General features: G+C 60.7%; 19 protein-coding genes. 3 read left to right on the plus strand and 16 right to left on the minus strand.

Annotated features, from left to right (window positions below):
* Positions 1-73 precede the first annotated feature (73 nt).
* From recO to rpoZ, 11 genes are all read right to left on the minus strand, one after another.
* Positions 74-844, minus strand: a complete 771-nt coding sequence (gene recO, locus FHT70_RS06495) for a DNA repair protein RecO (protein ID WP_183699648.1) — start codon at positions 842-844, stop codon at positions 74-76.
* Between the two features lie 139 nt (positions 845-983).
* Positions 984-1,469: a hypothetical protein gene (locus FHT70_RS06500; RefSeq protein WP_183699649.1), complete on the minus strand. Its 486-nt coding sequence runs from the start codon at positions 1,467-1,469 to the stop codon at positions 984-986.
* A gap of 102 nt (positions 1,470-1,571) precedes the next feature.
* A complete protein-coding gene (locus tag FHT70_RS06505; RefSeq protein WP_097598520.1) occupies positions 1,572-2,324 on the minus strand; it encodes a Crp/Fnr family transcriptional regulator in 753 nt (250 codons plus the stop codon).
* A 145-nt stretch (positions 2,325-2,469) separates the two neighbouring features.
* Positions 2,470-3,411, minus strand: coding sequence for a GTPase Era (gene era, locus FHT70_RS06510; protein WP_085777593.1), 942 nt, complete (start codon positions 3,409-3,411; stop codon positions 2,470-2,472).
* A 7-nt stretch (positions 3,412-3,418) separates the two neighbouring features.
* Positions 3,419-4,138: a ribonuclease III gene (gene rnc / locus FHT70_RS06515; RefSeq protein ID WP_085777592.1), complete on the minus strand. Its 720-nt coding sequence runs from the start codon at positions 4,136-4,138 to the stop codon at positions 3,419-3,421.
* Entirely contained in the window at positions 4,135-4,878 is a 744-nt protein-coding gene (lepB, locus tag FHT70_RS06520; RefSeq protein WP_064801523.1) for a signal peptidase I, read from the minus strand. The genes rnc and lepB overlap by 4 nt, the downstream gene beginning before the upstream one ends.
* A 181-nt stretch (positions 4,879-5,059) precedes the next feature.
* Positions 5,060-5,464, minus strand: coding sequence for a holo-ACP synthase (gene acpS, locus FHT70_RS06525; protein ID WP_183699651.1), 405 nt, complete (start codon positions 5,462-5,464; stop codon positions 5,060-5,062).
* A 37-nt stretch (positions 5,465-5,501) separates the two neighbouring features.
* Positions 5,502-6,092: a DUF2062 domain-containing protein gene (locus FHT70_RS06530; RefSeq protein ID WP_183699653.1), complete on the minus strand. Its 591-nt coding sequence runs from the start codon at positions 6,090-6,092 to the stop codon at positions 5,502-5,504.
* 155 nt (positions 6,093-6,247) lie between these two features.
* Entirely contained in the window at positions 6,248-6,397 is a 150-nt protein-coding gene (locus FHT70_RS06535) for a DUF3563 family protein (protein WP_064706756.1), read from the minus strand.
* Between the two features lie 196 nt (positions 6,398-6,593).
* Positions 6,594-8,828 (minus strand): bifunctional (p)ppGpp synthetase/guanosine-3',5'-bis(diphosphate) 3'-pyrophosphohydrolase, encoded by a 2,235-nt coding sequence (locus tag FHT70_RS06540; RefSeq protein WP_183699655.1) that lies wholly within the window; start codon positions 8,826-8,828, stop codon positions 6,594-6,596.
* Between the two features lie 142 nt (positions 8,829-8,970).
* A complete protein-coding gene (gene rpoZ / locus FHT70_RS06545; protein ID WP_011424719.1) occupies positions 8,971-9,375 on the minus strand; it encodes a DNA-directed RNA polymerase subunit omega in 405 nt (134 codons plus the stop codon).
* Positions 9,376-9,673: 298 nt separating this feature from the next.
* On the opposite strand from rpoZ, the gene FHT70_RS06550 reads away from it, so the two are divergent.
* Complete coding sequence (locus FHT70_RS06550) at positions 9,674-10,255, plus strand: NYN domain-containing protein (protein ID WP_085777588.1); 582 nt, start codon at positions 9,674-9,676, stop codon at positions 10,253-10,255.
* A 38-nt stretch (positions 10,256-10,293) separates the two neighbouring features.
* On the opposite strand, the gene smpB is transcribed toward FHT70_RS06550, so the two are convergent.
* A complete protein-coding gene (gene smpB, locus FHT70_RS06555) occupies positions 10,294-10,773 on the minus strand; it encodes an SsrA-binding protein SmpB (protein ID WP_004675044.1) in 480 nt (159 codons plus the stop codon).
* A 94-nt stretch (positions 10,774-10,867) separates the two neighbouring features.
* Positions 10,868-11,752, minus strand: a complete 885-nt coding sequence (gene dapA, locus FHT70_RS06560) for a 4-hydroxy-tetrahydrodipicolinate synthase (protein WP_085777587.1) — start codon at positions 11,750-11,752, stop codon at positions 10,868-10,870.
* Between the two features lie 214 nt (positions 11,753-11,966).
* On the opposite strand from dapA, the gene FHT70_RS06565 reads away from it, so the two are divergent.
* A complete protein-coding gene (locus tag FHT70_RS06565; RefSeq protein WP_183699656.1) occupies positions 11,967-14,042 on the plus strand; it encodes a lytic transglycosylase domain-containing protein in 2,076 nt (691 codons plus the stop codon).
* Positions 14,043-14,170: 128 nt separating this feature from the next.
* Positions 14,171-15,064 carry an alpha/beta hydrolase gene (locus FHT70_RS06570; RefSeq protein ID WP_183699658.1) on the plus strand — a complete coding sequence of 298 codons (894 nt, stop codon included), beginning with the start codon at positions 14,171-14,173 and terminating at the stop codon, positions 15,062-15,064.
* A 133-nt stretch (positions 15,065-15,197) separates the two neighbouring features.
* On the opposite strand, the gene FHT70_RS06575 is transcribed toward FHT70_RS06570, so the two are convergent.
* Genes FHT70_RS06575 through FHT70_RS06585 form a run of 3 tightly spaced genes read right to left on the minus strand, consistent with a single transcriptional unit; the run spans position 15,198 to position 19,149 of the window.
* Positions 15,198-16,661, minus strand: a complete 1,464-nt coding sequence (locus FHT70_RS06575) for an HlyD family type I secretion periplasmic adaptor subunit (protein ID WP_183699660.1) — start codon at positions 16,659-16,661, stop codon at positions 15,198-15,200.
* The gene (locus tag FHT70_RS06580; protein WP_183699662.1) at positions 16,658-18,802 is read right to left on the minus strand and encodes a peptidase domain-containing ABC transporter; all 2,145 of its coding nucleotides are present in this window, start codon (positions 18,800-18,802) and stop codon (positions 16,658-16,660) included. The genes FHT70_RS06575 and FHT70_RS06580 overlap by 4 nt, the downstream gene beginning before the upstream one ends.
* 41 nt (positions 18,803-18,843) lie before the next feature.
* On the minus strand, positions 18,844-19,149 hold the full coding sequence (locus FHT70_RS06585; RefSeq protein ID WP_183699664.1) for a hypothetical protein: 306 nt from the start codon (positions 19,147-19,149) through the stop codon (positions 18,844-18,846).
* Positions 19,150-19,190: the final 41 nt, after the last annotated feature.

Below are 19,190 nucleotides of genomic sequence, written 5' to 3' on the forward strand. Positions count from 1 at the left end.
AAGAGATAGGAGCCACCGATCAGCGGGTAAACCGCCAAATCCGGAGGATATTTTGCAGCAGTAAAAAATCAGGTCAGGCGGGGACGCCGTTCGGATCGGAAAGCGTCCGCGAGGCTGGATCAAGCGCCCTGAGCGCGGCCCGCACGAAACCGTCACGGGCTGCCGCAGCCTCGATGCCGCGCGGCTCGTAAACATGGCGGTGCAGGAAGAACCCGGTCAGACGGAACGCGGCAGCAAGGCTGTCGAAGTTCGCCGCGTGATTGCCTTCGACACCGAGGAAGGGCGGCAGGACCAGCATCTTGTCGGCCCACGGCGCCCCGGCGCTTCGGCTCACGGCGCGGCCGGACTTCGGCGAGACATAGACGAGATCAGAGCGGGCGCCGGTCGCCGCGCATTCGGCAAGATCGAGCCCGAAGCCGAGATCGTTCAGCACCGCCAGCTCGAAACGTACGAAAAGCTCACCGGCGTCGGCCGGGTTGTGCAGATGATCGAGGATCACCTCCAGCGCGTCGAAGAGATGCGGATGCGGGTCTCGCTCCGGCAGCAGCCGCAGCAGAGCGCCCATCGCCTGGACCCCGTAGACGGCGGTCGCCGTTTCCATCAGACGGGCGGCGCGCAGCGTCACAGGCTCGAGGCGGAATTCGCCGAGATGTTCGTCGAGCCGGGCGCGCCAGACGACCTCGACGGCATTGCCCGGCTGCAGCACCGGCTGCATGGCGCGCGAACGGCCGGAACGCACCAGGCCGAGGTGACGGCCGCGACCACGCGTCATAACCTCGGCGATGACGCTCGTCTCGCCGTGGCGTTTGACACCCAGAATGATTGCCTGGTCCTGCCACTGCATAAGAAGTTCCTGCGACCGATTACCTTATCGTAGCGCATAAATCGGGTAACCGGAATCGATTTCCCGAAGGATTGCCCGCAGTTTCAAAGTGATAGCATCAGGCGCTCTCAAGCAGATCCCGCGTCCGTCACGGACTACGTTAGGCCGCAGCCGGCAGAAGCCTCTGCAGGAATTCGCGCATCGCCTTTTCGTCGAACGGCTTCACCAGCAGCGGTATGTGCTGAAGGTCGCACGGGAAGTCACGTATATCGGAATAGCCACTGACAAAACCGAAGGGGATGCCGGCATCGAGAAGATGGCGGGCAAATCCGAAACTCATGCCCTCGCCGAGGTTGACGTCGAGAAGAGCGAAATCATACGTCTCCGCAGCGATGGCGGCTCTTGCCTGATCGAGACTGCCGACAATATCGATGCTCTCGACACCGGCCATGCGCAGGATATCCTCCGCCTCCATCGCGATGATCAGACTGTCCTCGAGAACCAAAACACGGAGTGCGTTCATGCTTCCGCGCCCCTCGTCGGGCGCTTTTCGCAGCGCCCTGGCCCTTTCGCCAACATCATTGCCCTCCGGTGCCCCGCATGGCACGCTATCGGTGAATTGCGCCACCAGTTCTGAATAAACCATTTTTCTGCCCGGTCGATAAGAATCAAAATCGGAGGAAAGATGACGACCGACCTTATTTTCCGAAAAGCTTAACTGCATTTAAAAAAGACATAGGCCATCGGGCTAAATGAAGGGACGCTTGCCCTCTCCAAGTCCTTCCCAACCGGCGATCGCCATTAACTCCTCACCGTTTTGAACTTCGCAGCCGCGTTCCTGCCAGCGGATCAAACCGCGTTCTCCAAGCTTTCTCAGCGTCTTGTTAGTGTGAACGATGGAAAGACCGAGAGTGTCGGCGATGTGCTGTTGAGTGATGGGGATGAATTTGCGGCCGTTGAAGAGATCGAGCTTCCGGCCGCGTTCATACAGGAAAGCGATCAGATAGGCCGCTCTTTCCAAGGCGGTGCGGCGGCCGATGGAGAGGAGATGCTCATCCAAAATCCGCTCTTCGCGCGCTGCAATCCAGGTGATGTCGAAGGCGAGCGAAGCATGTTTGTTGTAGAGCGTCATCAGCCGGTCGCGCTCGAAGACGCAAAGGGAAACGGGCGACAGCGCTTCGATGGAATGCTGCATTTCGCCGGCGATCGTTCCCTGAAGACCGATCAGGTCGCCCGGCATGATGTAATTCAGAATCTGGCGGCGCCCGTCCTCAAGCATCTTGTAGCGGAAGCCCCAACCGGACAGCACGGTGAAAAGATGAGCGCTGTGGGCGCCTTCGACAAGAATGGTGGAGCCGGCATCGACGGCAAGCTCGCCGCGTTTGAAACGTGAAACGAATTCCAGCTCGTCTCGGCTGAACTCCCTGAAATGCGGCAGAGGCCGCAATGGACATAATTCGCAAGGGGTCTTGAATGAATGGATGCGTCTCGACGTCGCCATGCCTGCCCCGCGGTCGCGCAAACGACGGCCCGTCTGGCCGCCGTTGACCGAGGAATGCGCAAAGCTCGGATTCGTTCCGCAACGAGACGGATTTTTTCCTAAGAAACAAGGGGCTGAAGGCTGCTCGATAAAATCGTTGCCGTCCTTATTTAGGGAATTCGAGGCCCATTTCGCGGAACCGCTCGGGGTCATCGCCCCAGTTCTCGCGGACCTTGACGAAGAGGAAGAGATGGACCGGCTGCTCTAATATTTCCGACAATTCCTTGCGGGAGGCGGTCGAGATCGCCTTGATGGTTTCGCCACCTTTGCCGAGGGCGATCTTCTTCTGGCTGTCACGCTCGACATAGATCACCTGCTCGATCCGCACTGAGCCGTCCTTACGCTCTTCCCACTTTTCCGTTTCGACATGCGAGGAATAGGGAAGCTCCTGGTGCAGGCGCAGGAACAGCTTTTCGCGGGTAATCTCCGCGGCGAGCTGACGCATGGGGAGATCGGAGATCTGGTCTTCCGGATAGTACCACGGCCCCTCCGGCAAGGTGGTGGCCAAATAGTCCATGACATCGTCGCAACCGGAACCGGTTTCGGCCGAGATCATGAAAGTGCGATCGAAAGCAATCTTCTCATTGGCGGCGGCGGCCAGCGCCAGCAGATCCTCGCGGTTGACGCGGTCGATCTTGTTGAGCACCAGGATCTTCGGCTGCTGGACTTCCTTCAGGCCCTCGAGGATGGCTTCGGCGTCGCCGCGCAAACCGCGCTCGCTGTCGATCAGCAGCATGATCAGATCGGCATCCTTGGCGCCGCCCCAGGCAGAAGTCACCATGGCTCGGTCGAGCCGACGGCGCGGCTTGAATATGCCGGGCGTATCCATGAAGACGATCTGGGCATTGTCATGAATGGCAATGCCGCGGACGATCGCGCGCGTCGTCTGCACCTTGTGACTGACGATCGACACCTTGGCGCCGACGAGGCGGTTCACCAGCGTCGACTTGCCGGCATTAGTTGGCCCGATCAGCGCAACGAAACCCGAATGTGTCGGACCATTGGCTTCTACGGCAGCTTCGGCCGCGATATCTTCTTCTTGTGTCATTGTCCCGTCAGTTTCCGGCAGACGATTGCTGCCAAATGCCTTCACGCTCGAGCATCTTGGTCGCCGCAACCTGTTCGGCGGCACGCTTCGACCGCTCTACGCCGGTTTCCGGCTTTATGCCAGCAACTTCTACCGTCACCTTGAAGCGCGGATCATGATCCGGTCCGCTGCGTTCATCAACCCGATAGATCGGTGTGACGCCGAATTTCGCGTGTGACCATTCCTGCAGCTCGGTCTTGGCGTCGCGCTTGGCGCCGTCGGCCCTGACCGCCCTGCCCTGCCAATAGCGCAGGATGAACCGGCGGGCGACTTCGAGACCGCCATCGAGATAGATCGCGGCGATCAGGCTCTCGACGACATCGGCGCGCACATTCATCATGCGCTTGCCGGTCAATTTCTTCACATCGGCGCCGGTGCGGATATAAAGGTGGAGATTGAGTTCGTCGGCGACCGCTGCACAGGTTTCGGCGCTGACGAGCTGGTTGAGGCGAACCGAGAGCTCGCCTTCCCCGGCCGTGCCGAAGGTGCGGAACAGAAGCTCGGCGATGCAGAGCCCGAGGACCCTGTCGCCGAGAAACTCCAGCCGTTCGTAGTTGCCGCCCTTTTCGGTACGGGCGCTGGCATGGGTCAGTGCCCGGTCCAGGCGTGCCTTTTCGGCGAAGTCATGGCCGATCAGGCTTTCGAGCTTTGCGCGGTCCGCCGCAGAAAGCGTCTGCGCCTTACTCATTCAACGACCTTGAAAAGGCGGTCCCAGCGCATGTTGGTCGGCCACTTCCAGATTTCGCGGAAAGACGTGTCGTTGCCGAGCGAGAAGAAGATGACGCTGGCGCGACCGACAAGATTTTCAGCCGGCACGAAGCCGACGTCGAAGCGGCTGTCGAGCGAGTTGTCGCGGTTGTCGCCCATCATGAAATAATGGCCTTCCGGCACGATGAACTCACGGGTGTTGTCGCCGCGCGAGACCGGCGACTGGTCGAGCGTGTCGTAAGTCTTGCCGTTATCCAGGGTTTCGCGGAAGACCGGTACGTCCTCGCCCGGATCGAGCTTGTAGTCCGAAGTGAAACTGCCATCCGCCACCTTCGGAACCGGCTTGCCGTTGACGTAGAGGACACCGTCGGTGACCTGGATATGGTCGCCGGGCAGGCCGATGCAGCGCTTGATATAATCGACATCGGGATTCGGCGGGAAGCGGAAGACGACGATATCGCCGCGCTTCGGATCGGAGCCGAAGATGCGGCCGCTGAAGAGATCAGGCGAGAAGGGCAGCGAATACTTCGAATAGCCGTAAGCGAACTTATTGACGAAGATATAATCGCCGACGAGCAGCGTCGGCATCATTGAACCGGACGGAATGGTAAAGGGCTGGAACAGCACGGTTCTGATCACCATCGCCAAAATCAGCGCCTGAATGATGACCTTGATGTTTTCCCAGAGGGCGTTCGGCTTGGTATCGACTTTTTCGGACACGCAGTCTTATTCCTTCAAGACGCCGTAAAGGCGCAATTCTTTCTGCCGTTCTCTCTAGCGGCTTCGGCCGGTTGCGGCAATGGCGACAACATGAAAAGCGACGAGAGGTCGCGTTGAAACGCTTCTGCGGTCGCTACCAAACCCTCCCGGGGTCCCGTTGAAACGCTCCCCGGGGTCGCCATCATGGCCTTTCGGGCAACGCCTCGATGATAACGAAGGCCTGCGCCAAGGGATAATCATCGGTTATTGTCAAATGAATGGCGGGTCTATGGCCCGCGGGCAGCATCGCTTCCAGGAGCGCGGCGGCGGTACCGGTCAGTTGCATGGTCGGCTTGCCGCTCGGCAGGTTGACGACGCCCATGTCCTTCCAGAAGACGCCCTGGGCTATGCCGGTGCCGAGCGCCTTCGAGCAGGCCTCCTTGGCGGCGAAACGCTTGGCATAGGATGCGGCGCGGTTTGCCCGGCGGTCGGAACGGGCGCGCTCGATCTCGGTGAAGCAGCGATGAGTGAAGCGCTCGCCGAAGCGCTCGATCGATCTCTCGACACGACGAATGTCGATCAGATCGCTGCCAATGCCGATGATCATGCCGGAACCTTCCGTCGCTCAAGAATTCTGTACCGGTTCATACGCTCGGCATGTCGCTGGCCGTACCCGCCAGGCGCAGACGTGCCCGCTCCAGCAGTCGCGTGCGGCGGCGGGCCTGAAAACCTTTGACGGTGTAGAACGTCAGCGCATAGAGCGCAACGGCGGTTACGATTCCCGGTGGGATGGCGCCGATCAACATCGGCTCCAGCACGGGCTTCCACAATTCGGTGAAGTTCAGCTTGTGAAAGAGCGCGGCGAGATCCACCGCCTGACCGGCCAGATGATCCTCACGGCTGAGCAGCAGATGGCCGATTTCCCAGGTGATACCCCAGATGAAAGGATAGGTCAGCGGATTGCCGAAGGCCGCGCAGCCGAGAGCCGCGGCCACCATATTGCCGGAGAGGAAATAGGTGATGACGAAAGCCATGACGAAATGCACGCCAATGAACGGCGTCCACGAGACAAAGACGCCGGCGGCAACACCGGCCGCAACCGCATGCGGCGAAGCGCTCAGGCGCAGAATGCGCATTGTCAGGTAACGGATCGGGCGAAGGAAACCTTTTCGGGGCCATAGAAGCTCCCGCATCTTTTCCTTGAAACCCGCAGGCTTGCGACGGCGAAACAACATGGCCGCTATTTAGTGCAGTGCACCGGACCATGACAAGAGCGGCAAATGGTACCGCCCGAAACAGCCCCCTTATCTTTCTTGCAAAGGAGCATCTTCATGCCGAGGGGCGCTCATTATACGTAACGTCCCTCACTCGACAAAGTATAAGGGCGGTGTCAGCGATTGCGGAACAGACCGCGATCGACCTGACGCTGACGAAACTCGAGATCGATACGATCCAGCGAGCCGTTCAGATAGGCCATTTCACGTTCCTGCGTGGTCGGCGCGCGAAAGGCGCGAGCGATTTTCCTGATAGGATCAAACATTACCTTGTCTCATCTTCTGTTTACGTTTCCGATGACCAGAAGATAGTCCCGGCAAAGGTTAATTACCACCGCCGCAACATGGACACAGCTATGCGCTCAATGCATTCCTTGCCTTATTGCTGCGCCGTCGCGAGTACAGACCGATCATAAAATGTGCATTTTGGTCGATCAGCTCCATGGCAGGCCTAACAAAAGCCTACTCATAGAGCCGCCGGACCGTGGCGATGCAATCCAGGTCCTTCATCTGGGCGAGCAACTGGTTGAGCTGCCGCAGGTCCCACACCTCGACTTCGAGCATCATCTCGGTGAAATCGGCTGCCACGCGCACCGTGTTCAGCATGCGAATATTGACGTCGAGCCCGGCCACGGTCTGGGCGACCTTGGCAAGCGTGCCGGGCTCATTCAATGCATTCACCATGATACGCGCCATGAAACGCGACTTGTTGGCCTCGTCGAGATCCCAGCGCACGTCGATCCAGCGATCGGGTTGATCGTCGAAACGCTGCAGGCTCGGCGACTGGATCGGATAGATGGTAATGCCCTTGCTCTGATCCATGATGCCGACGATGCGGTCGCCGGGCACGGCGCCGGTCGAGGCGAACTTGACGTCGACATTGCCGGACAGGCCGCGGATCGGGCCGACATCGACATCGGCATCAAGTTCCGAATGGCCGCCTTCGGCCCCTGTTTTAGCCTTTCCGGGAATCTTGAAGATCATGCCCGCGGCGCTGCGGACGTTGAACCAGCCGTCATCGCCGGAAGGCTTGACGGTGACGCGCTCGTCCTGGTGATCAGGATAGACGGCGCGCAGCACGTCGAGCGAGGACATCTCGCCGCGACCGACGGCGGCGATTGCATCCTCGACATCCTTCTGGCCCAGACGGTGCAGCGCCGGCTTCATCGCCTCGCGCGAGAAAATCTTGCCGGCCCGGTTGAAGGTGCGCTCGAGAATGCGGTGGCCAAGGCCTGCATATTGCTTGCGGATCGCCATGCGGGTGGCGCGGCGGATGGCAGCCCGCGCCTTGCCGGTGACGACGATTTCTTCCCACGCCGCCGGCGGAACCTGCACGCCGGAGCGGATAATCTCGACCTCGTCGCCATTCGCCAGCCGCGTCACCAGCGGCATGATGCGGCCGTTGATCTTGGCGCCCACCGTCGTGTCACCGATATTGGTGTGCACCGCATAGGCGAAATCGATCGGGGTGGCACCACGCGGCAGGGCAATCAGCTTGCCCTTCGGCGTGAAGCAGAAGACCTGATCCTGAAAGAGTTCGAGTTTGGTGTGCTCAAGGAATTCCTCCGGGCTGTCACCTTCGGCGAGCGCCTCGATCGTATGGCGCAGCCAGGAATAGGCATTGGATTCGCGCGAAAGAATGTCGCCATCGGCATTGGCGGCGCCATCCTTGTAGAGCGTGTGGGCGGCGATGCCGAACTCGGCGATTTCGTGCATGCGCTTCGTGCGGATCTGCAACTCGATGCGCTGGCTGGAGGGGCCGACGATGGTGGTGTGGAGCGAACGGTAATCGTTCTGCTTCGGCGTCGAGATATAATCCTTGAACCGGCCGGGCACGACGCGCCAGCGCGTATGGACGATGCCGAGCGCCCGGTAACAGGATGGAATGTCCTCGACGATCAGACGGAAGCCGTAGACATCGGAAAGCTGTTCGAAGGAGAGCGACTTCGACTGCATTTTGCGAAAGACCGAATAGGGCTTCTTCTGCCGGCCCTTGACATAGGCACTCGTCAGGCCGCTTGCGACCAGCAGGTCGCGCAATTCGGCCTCGATCTTCTTGACGATGCCTTCGTTGCGCTTGGAGAGCTCTTCCAGCCTTTTCGTGACGGTCTCGTAGGCCTCCGGGTTCATGTGCCGGAAGGAAAGCTCCTCGAGTTCCTCGCGCATATCCTGCATGCCCATGCGGCCGGCGAGCGGCGCATAGATTTCCATCGTCTCCTCGGAGATGCGGGCACGCTTGTCGGCCGACATGTGATCGAGGGTACGCATATTGTGCAGGCGGTCGGCGAGCTTGACGAGCAGCACCCGCACGTCATCTGATATGGCGAGCAGCAGCTTGCGCAGGTTCTCCGCCTGCTTGGCCTTCTTGGTGACGAGATCGAGCTTCTTGATCTTCGTCAGCCCCTCGACCAGGCGGCCGATGTCCTCACCGAAGAGTTCGTCGATTTCGGCGCGCGTCGCCGTCGTATCCTCGATCGTGTCGTGCAGAAGGGCGACCGCGATCGTCGATTCATCGAGATGCATATCGGTCAGGATGGCAGCGACCTCGAGCGGATGGGAAATATACGGGTCGCCGCTCGCGCGTTTCTGTTGGCCATGTTTCTGCATGGCGTAAACATAGGCCTTGTTCAGCAGTGCTTCATTGGCATCGGGCTTGTATTGCTGAACCCGTTCCACGAGCTCGTACTGCCGCATCATTCCAAAGCCACTCCGACAAAAATAAAAGCGCGCCAATCAACGATTGGCGCACACATGGGCAATAATATGCCTAAGCAATAAAGGCGCAAGATTGACGATTGGTAATCGTCGCTCTTTTCCGGTTCAGATCCGGTCGAGACGCTTAATAATCGTCGCTCTTTTCCGGCGGCACGAGGCCCTCGATACCGGCAAGCAGCTCTTCTTCCGACATCTGGTCGAAAGTGATCGTCTCCGGCAGGTCATCCTGCTCCTCGCTATCGGCGGCAGCAGCGCCGCCGGCGGCGATCATGCTGGCCGGATCGGGCTCGGGCTCGTCGACTTCGACATGCTTCTGCAGCGAATGGATCAGATCTTCCTTGAGATCATCGGGGGAAAGCGTCTCGTCGGCGATTTCGCGCAGCGCCACGACAGGATTCTTGTCGTTGTCGCGATCGATGGTGATCGAGGCACCCTGGGAAATCAGCCGGGCGCGGTGGCTGGCGAGCAGAACCAGCTCGAAGCGGTTCTCCACCTTGTCGATGCAATCTTCAACTGTGACACGGGCCATTGCCTGTCCTTTATGGTCGTCATTTCGGGATTAGCACGCCCGATACAATTAAAACCGGGCAAATACAAGTTTTTCGTTCCGGCTCCCCTCGTCTTTATCCGGTGCCGAGCTAAATTTCCATGGAGAATGTGACAATTCCACCAAAGGTTGCTTGGAATATGCGGAATCGTGCCCTAAATCTCTCTTATATGAATAGATGGTAAAGTAAGCATCAGATCAAGGATCACAATAAGCCATTGTATTTATTGCAATTTGATGCCCTGCGAATTTCGATTTCTCTCATTGGAATTGATAAGCGATGTTTGACCCACGCGAAAAAATTGCACTCTTCATTGACGGCGCCAACCTCTACGCTGCATCCAAGAGCCTCGGTTTCGACATAGATTACCGCAAGCTCTTGAAGGCATTCCAGAAACGCGGCTACCTCCTGCGCGCCTACTATTATACGGCGTTGATCGAGGACCAGGAATATTCATCGATCCGTCCTCTGATCGACTGGCTCGACTATAACGGCTACAAAGTCGTCACCAAGCCCGCCAAGGAATTCACCGACTCCATGGGCCGGCGGAAGATCAAGGGCAACATGGACATCGAGCTGGCGATCGACGCCATGGAGCAGTCGGAAACCGTCGACCATCTCGTCATCTTCTCCGGCGACGGCGACTTCACGAACCTCGTCGAAGCGCTGCAACGCAGAGGTCGCAAAGTCTCGGTGATCTCGACCATGGCGACGCAGCCGCCGATGATCGCCGACGATCTGCGCCGACAGGCCGACCATTTCATTGATCTCTTGTCGCTGAAGGCTGAGATCGGTCGCGATCCCGCGGAACGGGCGCCGCGCCCGGTCGAAGTCGCCCCAGCCAGCGATTTCGGGGACTAATCGAAGCGTCGCGAGCCGATCGGCTGCGGCGTGATGGGTTAGCCGTTATCCTTCAATAAGCGGCTCTTCTGCCGGTTCCAGTCGCGCTCCTTCTCGGATTCGCGCTTATCGTGCAATTTTTTGCCCTTGGCGAGCGCCAGCTCCATCTTCGCCCGACCCCGATCGTTGAAATAGATCTTCAGCGGGACCAGCGTCATGCCTTCGCGGTTGACGGCGGAGCGCAGGCGATGGATTTCACGGCCCGACAGCAGCAGCTTGCGGCGCCGGCGCGGCTCGTGATTGAAACGGTTCGCCTGCAGGTATTCCGGCAGGTAGGAATTGATCAGCCAGATCTCGCCGTCCTCATCCGACGCGTAGGATTCGGCGATATTGGCCTTGCCTTCGCGCAACGACTTGACCTCCGTGCCCTTCAGCACCAGACCTGCCTCATAAGTATCGATGATCTCGTAGTTGAAGCGGGCCTTGCGGTTTTCGGCCACGACCTTGTTCACCACGCGCTGGCTGCCTTTGGGGGCCATGACGATATTCCCTTCGGGGCGCGAAAAGCCGCGCCCTCATTGCTTACCCCTTATGTAAGGGAACGAGCCGGCCTTGTGAAGGCGGCCGGTCTCCTCAGTTCAGCAATCCTGCATGACGCATGGCGGCATCGATCGCTGCTTCGGTTGCCGGCTCCAGCGTCGAAAGCAGCGGCGAGCGGACGTTACGGCTCATGCGGCCGAGCTTGGAGAGACCGTATTTGGCGCCGCAGAGACCCGGCTCAAGGAAAATCGCCTTGTGCAGCGGCATCAGGCGGTCCTGATATTCGAGCGCGCGGGCGTATTCACCGGCCAACGTCGCGGCCTGAAAATCGGCGCAGAGGCGCGGGGCGACATTGGCCGTCACCGAGATGCAGCCGACGCCGCCATGGGCGTTGAAACCGAGGGCTGTCGCGTCCTCGCCGGACAATTGCCTGAAATCCTTGCCGCAGGTGATGCGCTGCTCGGAAACACGCTCGATCTTGCCCGTCGCGTCCTTGACGCCGACGATATTGCTATGTGCCTTGACGAGAGCACCCATCGTTTCGGGCGTCATATCGATCACCGAACGGCCCGGAATATTGTAGATATAGATCGGCAGGGCAACGGCCTCGGCAATCGCAGAAAAATGCGCAATCAGCCCCTTCTGCGTCGGCTTGTTGTAATAGGGCGTGACGACGAGCACGGCGTCGGCGCCGACCTTTTCGGCGTGCTGGGCGAGTTCGACCGCCTCACGCGTATTGTTCGAACCGGCGCCGGCCATGACCGGAACGCGTTTTGCCGCCACTTCGATGCAGAGTTCCACGACCTGCTTGTGCTCGGCATGCGACAGCGTCGGCGATTCGCCGGTCGTTCCCACCGGAACGAGACCGCTGCTGCCTTCCTTGATCTGCCAGTCGACATGGGCAGCGAAGCTCGCTTCGTCGATCAGTCCGGCATCGGTGAAGGGGGTGACGAGGGCGGGAATGGACCCATTGAACATGCAAAGCTCCTCACGACCAAATCCTTGCTTCGGCCGCATTCCATGAATATTTTGCGCACCATAAAGCGCTGAAATCATCGCGACAAGCGCGGAGAGTTCGGTTTAGGGCAAATTCCGATAGCAGATGTGAATGAATTTTACCTGGTACGGTAAGGTTTCGTTAAGAAGCCTCTAGCCAAATGAACAGGGCGTGTTTTCCGTTGCGAGATCCCGGATGAAGAAAGCTGTCCTGATTCTGACCGCCTTCGGCTTCGTTGCCGCCGCGTGGGGCAGCGTTGCGTCCCCGCTTCCCGGCGAAAGCATTCCGACGCCTGAAGTCAAGCCGATCGGCTTCGTCCCAGAGACCTCCATACCGGAAGCGCTGACAACCGGCGCCATCCCGCGCAATCAGGCCGTCGCGCCGGTCGCCAATGATCTGAAAACCGGACTCGACGCGCTTTCTGCCAAGAACCCGCAACTGGCTCTGTCAATCCGCGACAGCATGCGCGAGGATACGCTCGATCGCCATATCCTCACCTGGGCGATCGCCGTCTCCGGCTTGAAGGGCGTTCCCTCCTATCAAATCGCCAGTGCTGCGCAGGAGCTCAAGGGATGGCCTGGCCTTTCCAGGCTGCGCGCCTATTCCGAACGCGCGCTCTACGACGAAAACCCCGACCCGTCAGCCGTGCTCGCCGCCTTCGGCGACACCGCGCCGGAGACGATGCAGGGCGCCATCATTCTCGGGCGGGCGCTGATTGCGACAGGCAAGCAGGCGCAGGCAGCAAAATATATCCGCACGGTCTGGCGCACCGAGGCGCTCGACAAGGCGAGCGAAGACAAGATCCTCCTCGAGTTTTCCGCCCTGCTGACGCCAGCCGACCACAAGGCGCGGATGGACTATCTGATGTATCGTGGCCGGGTGGCGCAGGCCAAGCGCTTCGGCGACATGGGCGAGGCGCAGTCCCTCTACAAAGCCTGGGCCGCCGTCGACGCCAAAGCTGCCAATGCCGACGCGCTGCTCAATAGCGTCGAGGCGAAATGGCGTGGCGATGCCGGCCTGCTGTTCGCGCGCATCGAATATCTGCGCAGGCAGGACAAATATGCCGAAGCGGCGGCGCTTCTGGAAAAGATGCCGCGCGAGCCGGGCGAACTCGTCAATTCCGGAGAATGGTGGAACGAGCAGCGGATCGTCAGCCGCGGCCTCGTCGACCAGGGACAATTCAGACTGGCCTATCGCATCGTCGCAAGCTCTGCGGCAACCAGCCCGACTGATATCGTCGAGGCCGAATTCCATGCCGGATGGTATGCGCTGCGCGGGCTGCAGGACCCGACAACGGCGGAAAAGCATTTCCGCAAGATTCTGGCGACTTCCAACGGTCCCATCTCGGTGTCGCGCGCCTGGTACTGGCTCGGGCGAGCAGCCGAGGCCGGCGGCCCCGGCAGTTCCGGCGAATTCTACGGCAAGGCCGCGAATTTTCCCGGCACCTTCTATGGACAGCTCGCTGCCGAAAGGCTTGGACGCAAGACGCTCAACGTCAGCTATCCCACGCCGAGCGCAGCCGACCGCCAGCGTTTCCAGGCGCGCGAGGCCGTGCAGGCAATCGCCCGGCTTGAGGCAGCCGGCCACGGTTGGCGGGCCGACATCCTCTATCTCGCACTCGCCGATCAGCTGCAAAGTCCCGGTGAACTGGCGATCCTTGCGGCGCAGGCCGAGCAATCAGGCAATCATCATCTGTCACTGCAGGTCGGCAAAATCGCCTATGGCCGAGGCATCGATGTCGCCGCGCTCGCCTTTCCCGTCGGCGTAATCCCGCCGAATGCCAATATCTCCGGCTCCGGCAAGGCGCTCGCCTATGCCATTGCCCGGCAGGAAAGCGCCTTCAATCCGGCTGCCGTTTCGGCAGCGAATGCACGCGGCCTGCTGCAGCTTCTGCCCGGCACAGCTCAGGCGGTGGCCAAACGCCACAACATCACCTTTTCGAAGGACAAGCTGACGGCCGATGCGGGCTACAATGCGACCCTCGGTGCGCATTATCTCGGCGAGCAGATCGAAGCCTTCGGTGGCTCCTATATCCTCACCTTCATCGCCTATAATGCCGGGCCGAAGCGCGTGCCGGAATGGATCGGACGCTACGGCGACCCACGCGGCAGGCCGATCGACGAAATCATCGACTGGATCGAACGCATCCCCTTCCCCGAGACGCGCAATTACGTACAGCGGGTGATGGAGAATTATGAAGTCTACAAGGCCCGCCTCGGCCAGCCGACGGATATCGAGCGCGACCTGATCGGCGGACGCGGCGCCTCCTGAAGTCGTTTGGCGCGGCTTGAAAAGCAGGCTGGTCTTTGTTTTTCCGCATGTCTTTATCGCAAAACCGCTGCACACTTTTGCGACACATGCTCTACACCTTCCAGATCAGACAGGTCTCGAGGAATGCGATGCCGGACGTGGATGCAGGCGGTTTCCAGGAACGATTTTACCATTCTTGCGATGGGCTGACGCTTTATGCCCGCGACTACCAGCCCCCCGGGGCCGCAGCCGCCGAAAGGCTGCCGGTGATCTGCCTGCCCGGCCTGAGCCGCAATGCCCGGGACTTTCATCCGCTTGCGCTGCTTCTCAGCCGCGACAGAACTGGCCCGCGTAGAGTGATCGCCCTCGATTCGCGCGGGCGCGGAAATTCCGCATGGGATGAGAACAAGGCCAATTACAATCTCGCTGTCGAGACCGGCGACATCATCGCCGCCTGCACGGCATTCGGCATCGAGCGGGCGGTTTTCATCGGCACGTCGCGCGGCGGCCTGATCCTGCACTTGATCGCGGCGGCACGGCCGGATCTTCTCGAAGCCGTGGTCCTGAACGATATCGGACCGGCGATCGAGGCAGGAGGGCTGGCGCTCATTCGCGACTACCTCAACGGCAGGAAGCCGGCCGACTGGAAAGAGGCGGCCGATATATTGCAGGTGAATCATGGCGCCTCGTTTACTGCGCTTACGGGCGAGGACTGGCGCGAAATGGCGCTTGCGCTATATCGCGACGTCGGCGGAAGGCCGGTCGCCGACTTCGATCCGGCTATCGCCGAGGCACTGAGATCGATCGATTTCAGCCAGCCGCTGCCCGATCTGTGGGCACAATTCGAAAGCCTGAGCCGCTTTCCGCTGATGTTGATCCGCGGTGAAAATTCACCGCTGCTGTCGCAGGAAACAGTGAACGAAATGGCCCGACTGCATCCCGGATTGGTCCTTCATACCGCCGGAGGGCAAGGACATGCGCCCCTCCTCCATCTCGGCAATATCTCTGCAGCAATTCGCGCTTTTCTGGCCACTTGCCGGTAGGCTGTATCTGCAAACGGATGCGGCTTCCGCTGATACACAGACGCTTTTGGGGGCGGCCGCCTGGAGGCCTGGCGCCACCTCCATCCCCGGCGTGTGTAGGACGCCCCTCGCCCACACCTCGTCTGCGGCCCCCTCAGTTCGGTTCCCGGATGGCATCATCCAGGCCGCGCAGCAGCGGATAGAGGAAATAGGAGATCACCGTTCTGTTGCCCACCTTGATCTCTGTGGAGACGGTCATGCCCGGCAGCAGCCTGACCGGCACGTCCGAGACGTTCAGCCTCGTATCGGCAAGCAGGATGCGAGCCTTGAAGAAGGGCGCCGCCGGCTGGCCCGGGGTGGCGGTCTGTTCCTGCTGCTGGCCGGTCATGAACGTGTCCTGACTGATCGTGCGAACCTCGCCCGACGCGGTGCCGTATTTCTGGAAGGGATAGGCGTCCAGCTTGATGCGGGCCTCCTTACCCACGGCGATGCGGCCGATGTCGCGGGTGTTGATCGAGACTTCGGCTTCGAGCGGCACGTTGATCGGCACCAGTGTGACGATCGGTTCGGCTTCGCGTACCACGGAGCCGATGGAGCGCTGGGCGAGGTCGAGCACGACGGCGTCGGCAGGTGCGGTCAGCGACACCATGTTGCGGCGCAGCTCCATCTTCTTCAGCTCTTCATCCGCCATGTCGCGCTGGCCGCGCAGCTCGACCAGCTGTTCCATCGCGGCGCGGCGGAAATCCTCGATAAAGGCCTGCCGGTCGGCTTTCAGCTTGGCAAAGGTATGCGCGGCTTCGTCGGCCTTGCCGCGCACGGCCGTCAGATCGGACTCGACGTCGAGGCGGGCGTCGCGCGAGCCGAGCATGGTGATCAGAGAGCCGCTCTGCGTGTTGAAGAGCCGCTCGCGCGCGCCTTCGATCTGCGAGAGCGTGTCGCGTCGGTCGATGAGCACGGCTTCCTGGTTCTTGGCCGCGGCAAGCGCTGCCGACTGGCCGGCGATCTGCTGCTCGAAATTCTGCAGCTGCGCCGTGTAGAAGGCCCGCCGCTGGCCGAAGAGCTGCAACTGCAGCATCTCGTCGGGCGTCGATCCGGCCATCATTGTGTAGTCATCGCCGGCAAGTTCCGCCTCGATACGCTTCACTTGGGCGTCGAGTGCGGAGAACTTCGCCTGCTGCTGGTCGACATCGGCCTGGCTGAAAGTGGCGTCGAGCGTTGCGAGCGTTTGTCCGGCACGCACCACCTCGCCGGCCTTCACATCGATCGTGCGAATGATCGAGGTTTCCAGCGGCTGGACGACGATGGTCGGTTGCGTGGTGACGAGTTTGCCGGGCGCGATCACCACCTCGTCGATCTCAGAGACGGAGGCCCAGATGATGGTCGCAGCGATCAGCGCCGTCACGCAATAGAGCGTCATGCGCGCAACGCGCGGCGGAGCACGTTCCTCGAGCTCGACGGCATCGGACTGAAATTCCGCGATAACAGGCGGCAGCGGCGGGCGGGCGACGAGTAACCCGGTCCTTCCGTCTGGCCCCTTATTCGAGAGGCCATGGTCCGAGGCGCCCTTGTCTGATGAAATTGGCAGGTTCTCGCTGGATTTTCTGACACGCGCGTTCATGCGACCTGCCTCATTTGCTGCGCCCACAGGTGGCGATAAGTCATGCAGCGCGACACCAGTTGGTCGTGCCGGCCGATATCGGCGACCTTGCCCCGATCGATGACGAGAATGGCATCGGCATCCACAAGCGTCGAAAGCCGGTGCGACACGATGACGACGGTGCGCCCGGCGGCGATCCGGCTCAGATTCTCGCGGATGATCGCCTCGCTGTCGGGGTCGAGCGCGCTCGTCGCCTCGTCGAAGATCAGGAGCTTCGGATCGGTGATCAGCGCGCGTGCAATTGCAAGCCGCTGCCTTTGGCCGCCGGAGAGGTTGGCGGCGTTTTCTTCCAGCATCGTGTCGAAGCCGCGCGGCAGGCGTTCGATGAATTCTTCCGCGCCGGCGATGCGGGCGACCTCCATGATTTCCTCGATGCTGGCATCGGGTTTGGCGGCAGCGATATTGTCGCGCACCGTGCCGCGGAAGAGGAAATTATCCTGCAGCACGACGCCGATGCTGGTTCTCAGATGCACGAGATCGATTTCGCGGCTGTCGTAGCCATCCATGCGCACCAGCCCCTCCTGGCTCTGATAGAGGCCCTGGATGAGTCGGGTGATCGTCGTCTTGCCCGAGCCGCTCTTGCCGACGACGCCGAAGACGCAGCCCGCCGGAATGGCGAAGGACACATTGTCGAGCGCAGGCGCCGCATCGGGAGCATAGCGGAAGGTGACCCTGTCGAATTCGATGCGGCCATGCAGATGCGGCCGCACACCTCGGCCGCGTCCGGCCTGTTCCGGCCGCTGGTTCATGATCTCGCCGAGCATGCGCACGGAAAGCGCCACTTCCTGATATTCATGGACCATGGTGACGATTTGCACCAGCGGCCCCGAGACGCGGCCGGCCAGCATGTTGAAGGCGACCAGCGCGCCAATCGTCATGGAACCGCTGAAGACATCGAGCGCGCCGAGCCCGATGATCGCCACGCTCATCAGCTTTTCCAGAAGCCCGGTCAGCGATTGGGCGATGGTGGAGATTTTTTCGACCCGGAAGCGCACCGAGATCGACTGCGCCGAATAATCGTCCCACACCTTGCGCTGGCGCGGCTCCAGCGCAAGTGACTTGACGGTGCGCATGCCATGCACGGTTTCGACAAGCAGGGCCTGCCGGTCGCCTTCGGCCTGATAGAGGGCCTGCAGGCGACGCTGGAACGGCCCGACGAGCATCATCACCACAAGCCCGACGAGCGCCGCAAAACCCAGCACCACGAGGGTCAGCTTGACGCTGTAGAGAAGCAGGATAGGCACGAAGACGAAGAGCGATACGCCGTCGAGCAGCGTCAAGAACAGCCGGCCGGTCAGGAATTCGCGGATGCGCCCCGTCTGCTGCATATGCTTGACGAGAACACCGGCCGAGGCCTGTTCGAAGAGCGCGATCGGCAGGTTAAGCAGATGGCCGAAGGTGCGCGTCGCCACCCGGATGTCGATCCTGTTGGTGGCGTAGAGCAGCAGATAGCGGCGCAGGAAGCTGAAGGTCGCGTCGAAGACGAGCGCCACCGCGATGCCGACCGTCAGAACCGTCAGCGTCGCATAGCTCTGGTGCACGAGCACCTTGTCGATGACGAGCTGGAAGAACATCGGCGTCGTCAGACCCAGCCCATAGAGCACGAAGGCTGCGAGCGCCACATCGCGGAAGAAGCTGCGCTGCCGGATGATTTCCGGGACAAACCAGCGGAAGCCGAAGGGCCGGTCCTCATCCGACATGCGGTAGTTGCGCTTCAGCAGAACCACCGATCCGAGCCAGGCCTTGGCGAATTGCTCCTCGCTCAGCAGCATGACTTCGGGGCGCTTGGCGAGCGGGTCGAGAACGCGGATCCGCTCATCCTCGCCCTCCCCGAGAGCGCCAGCGATGACCACCCAGTTGCCGTTCGAAAGTTCGGCAAGCACCGGGAAAGCGTCGCCGAGTTGGAACAGGCTTCGCCAGTCGAGGGCCAGATGCCTGGCCCTCAGACCGGCATCCTTGGCCATTCTGAGCATTTGCCGCACCGCCACCGGATCGTTGCCGACGCAATAATCGTGCTGCAATCGCTCAGGAGAAAGGTCGACGCCGTGGTGACGCGCGACGAGCGCAAGACAATGCAGGTTGGTATGCAGAAAACCACTCATGGCCCACCCGAAACACTACGAGACCGAGGCTGTCCCTGTTGTCAGTTGAAATTCGGCGAGGCGTTTGAAGCGCCCTGCACCGACTGGATATCGGTGGCGGCTGCAGCCGACATGTCACCGATGCGACGGACCGCGCCCGCCTCGACCAAGCCGCCAAGCGCCTTCTGCATGAGATCAACCGCATTTGCGAAGGCGTCGACAGGCATGATGATGCGCTGGCGGAAAACCGGCTTCGGATTGTTGTTGGCGTCACGATCGGTGGCCGAGAGCGACATCAGGTCGATGCGCACGATCGTTCCTGTGACGGTGATTTCGCCGATACCGTCTGCATAAAGTTCGCTGCTCATTGTTCTCTCCTCTGGTTGATAATCAAAACCTGTTCACCTTT

This window comes from Rhizobium sp. BK049, from assembly GCF_014193135.1.
Taxonomy (GTDB): domain Bacteria; phylum Pseudomonadota; class Alphaproteobacteria; order Rhizobiales; family Rhizobiaceae; genus Rhizobium.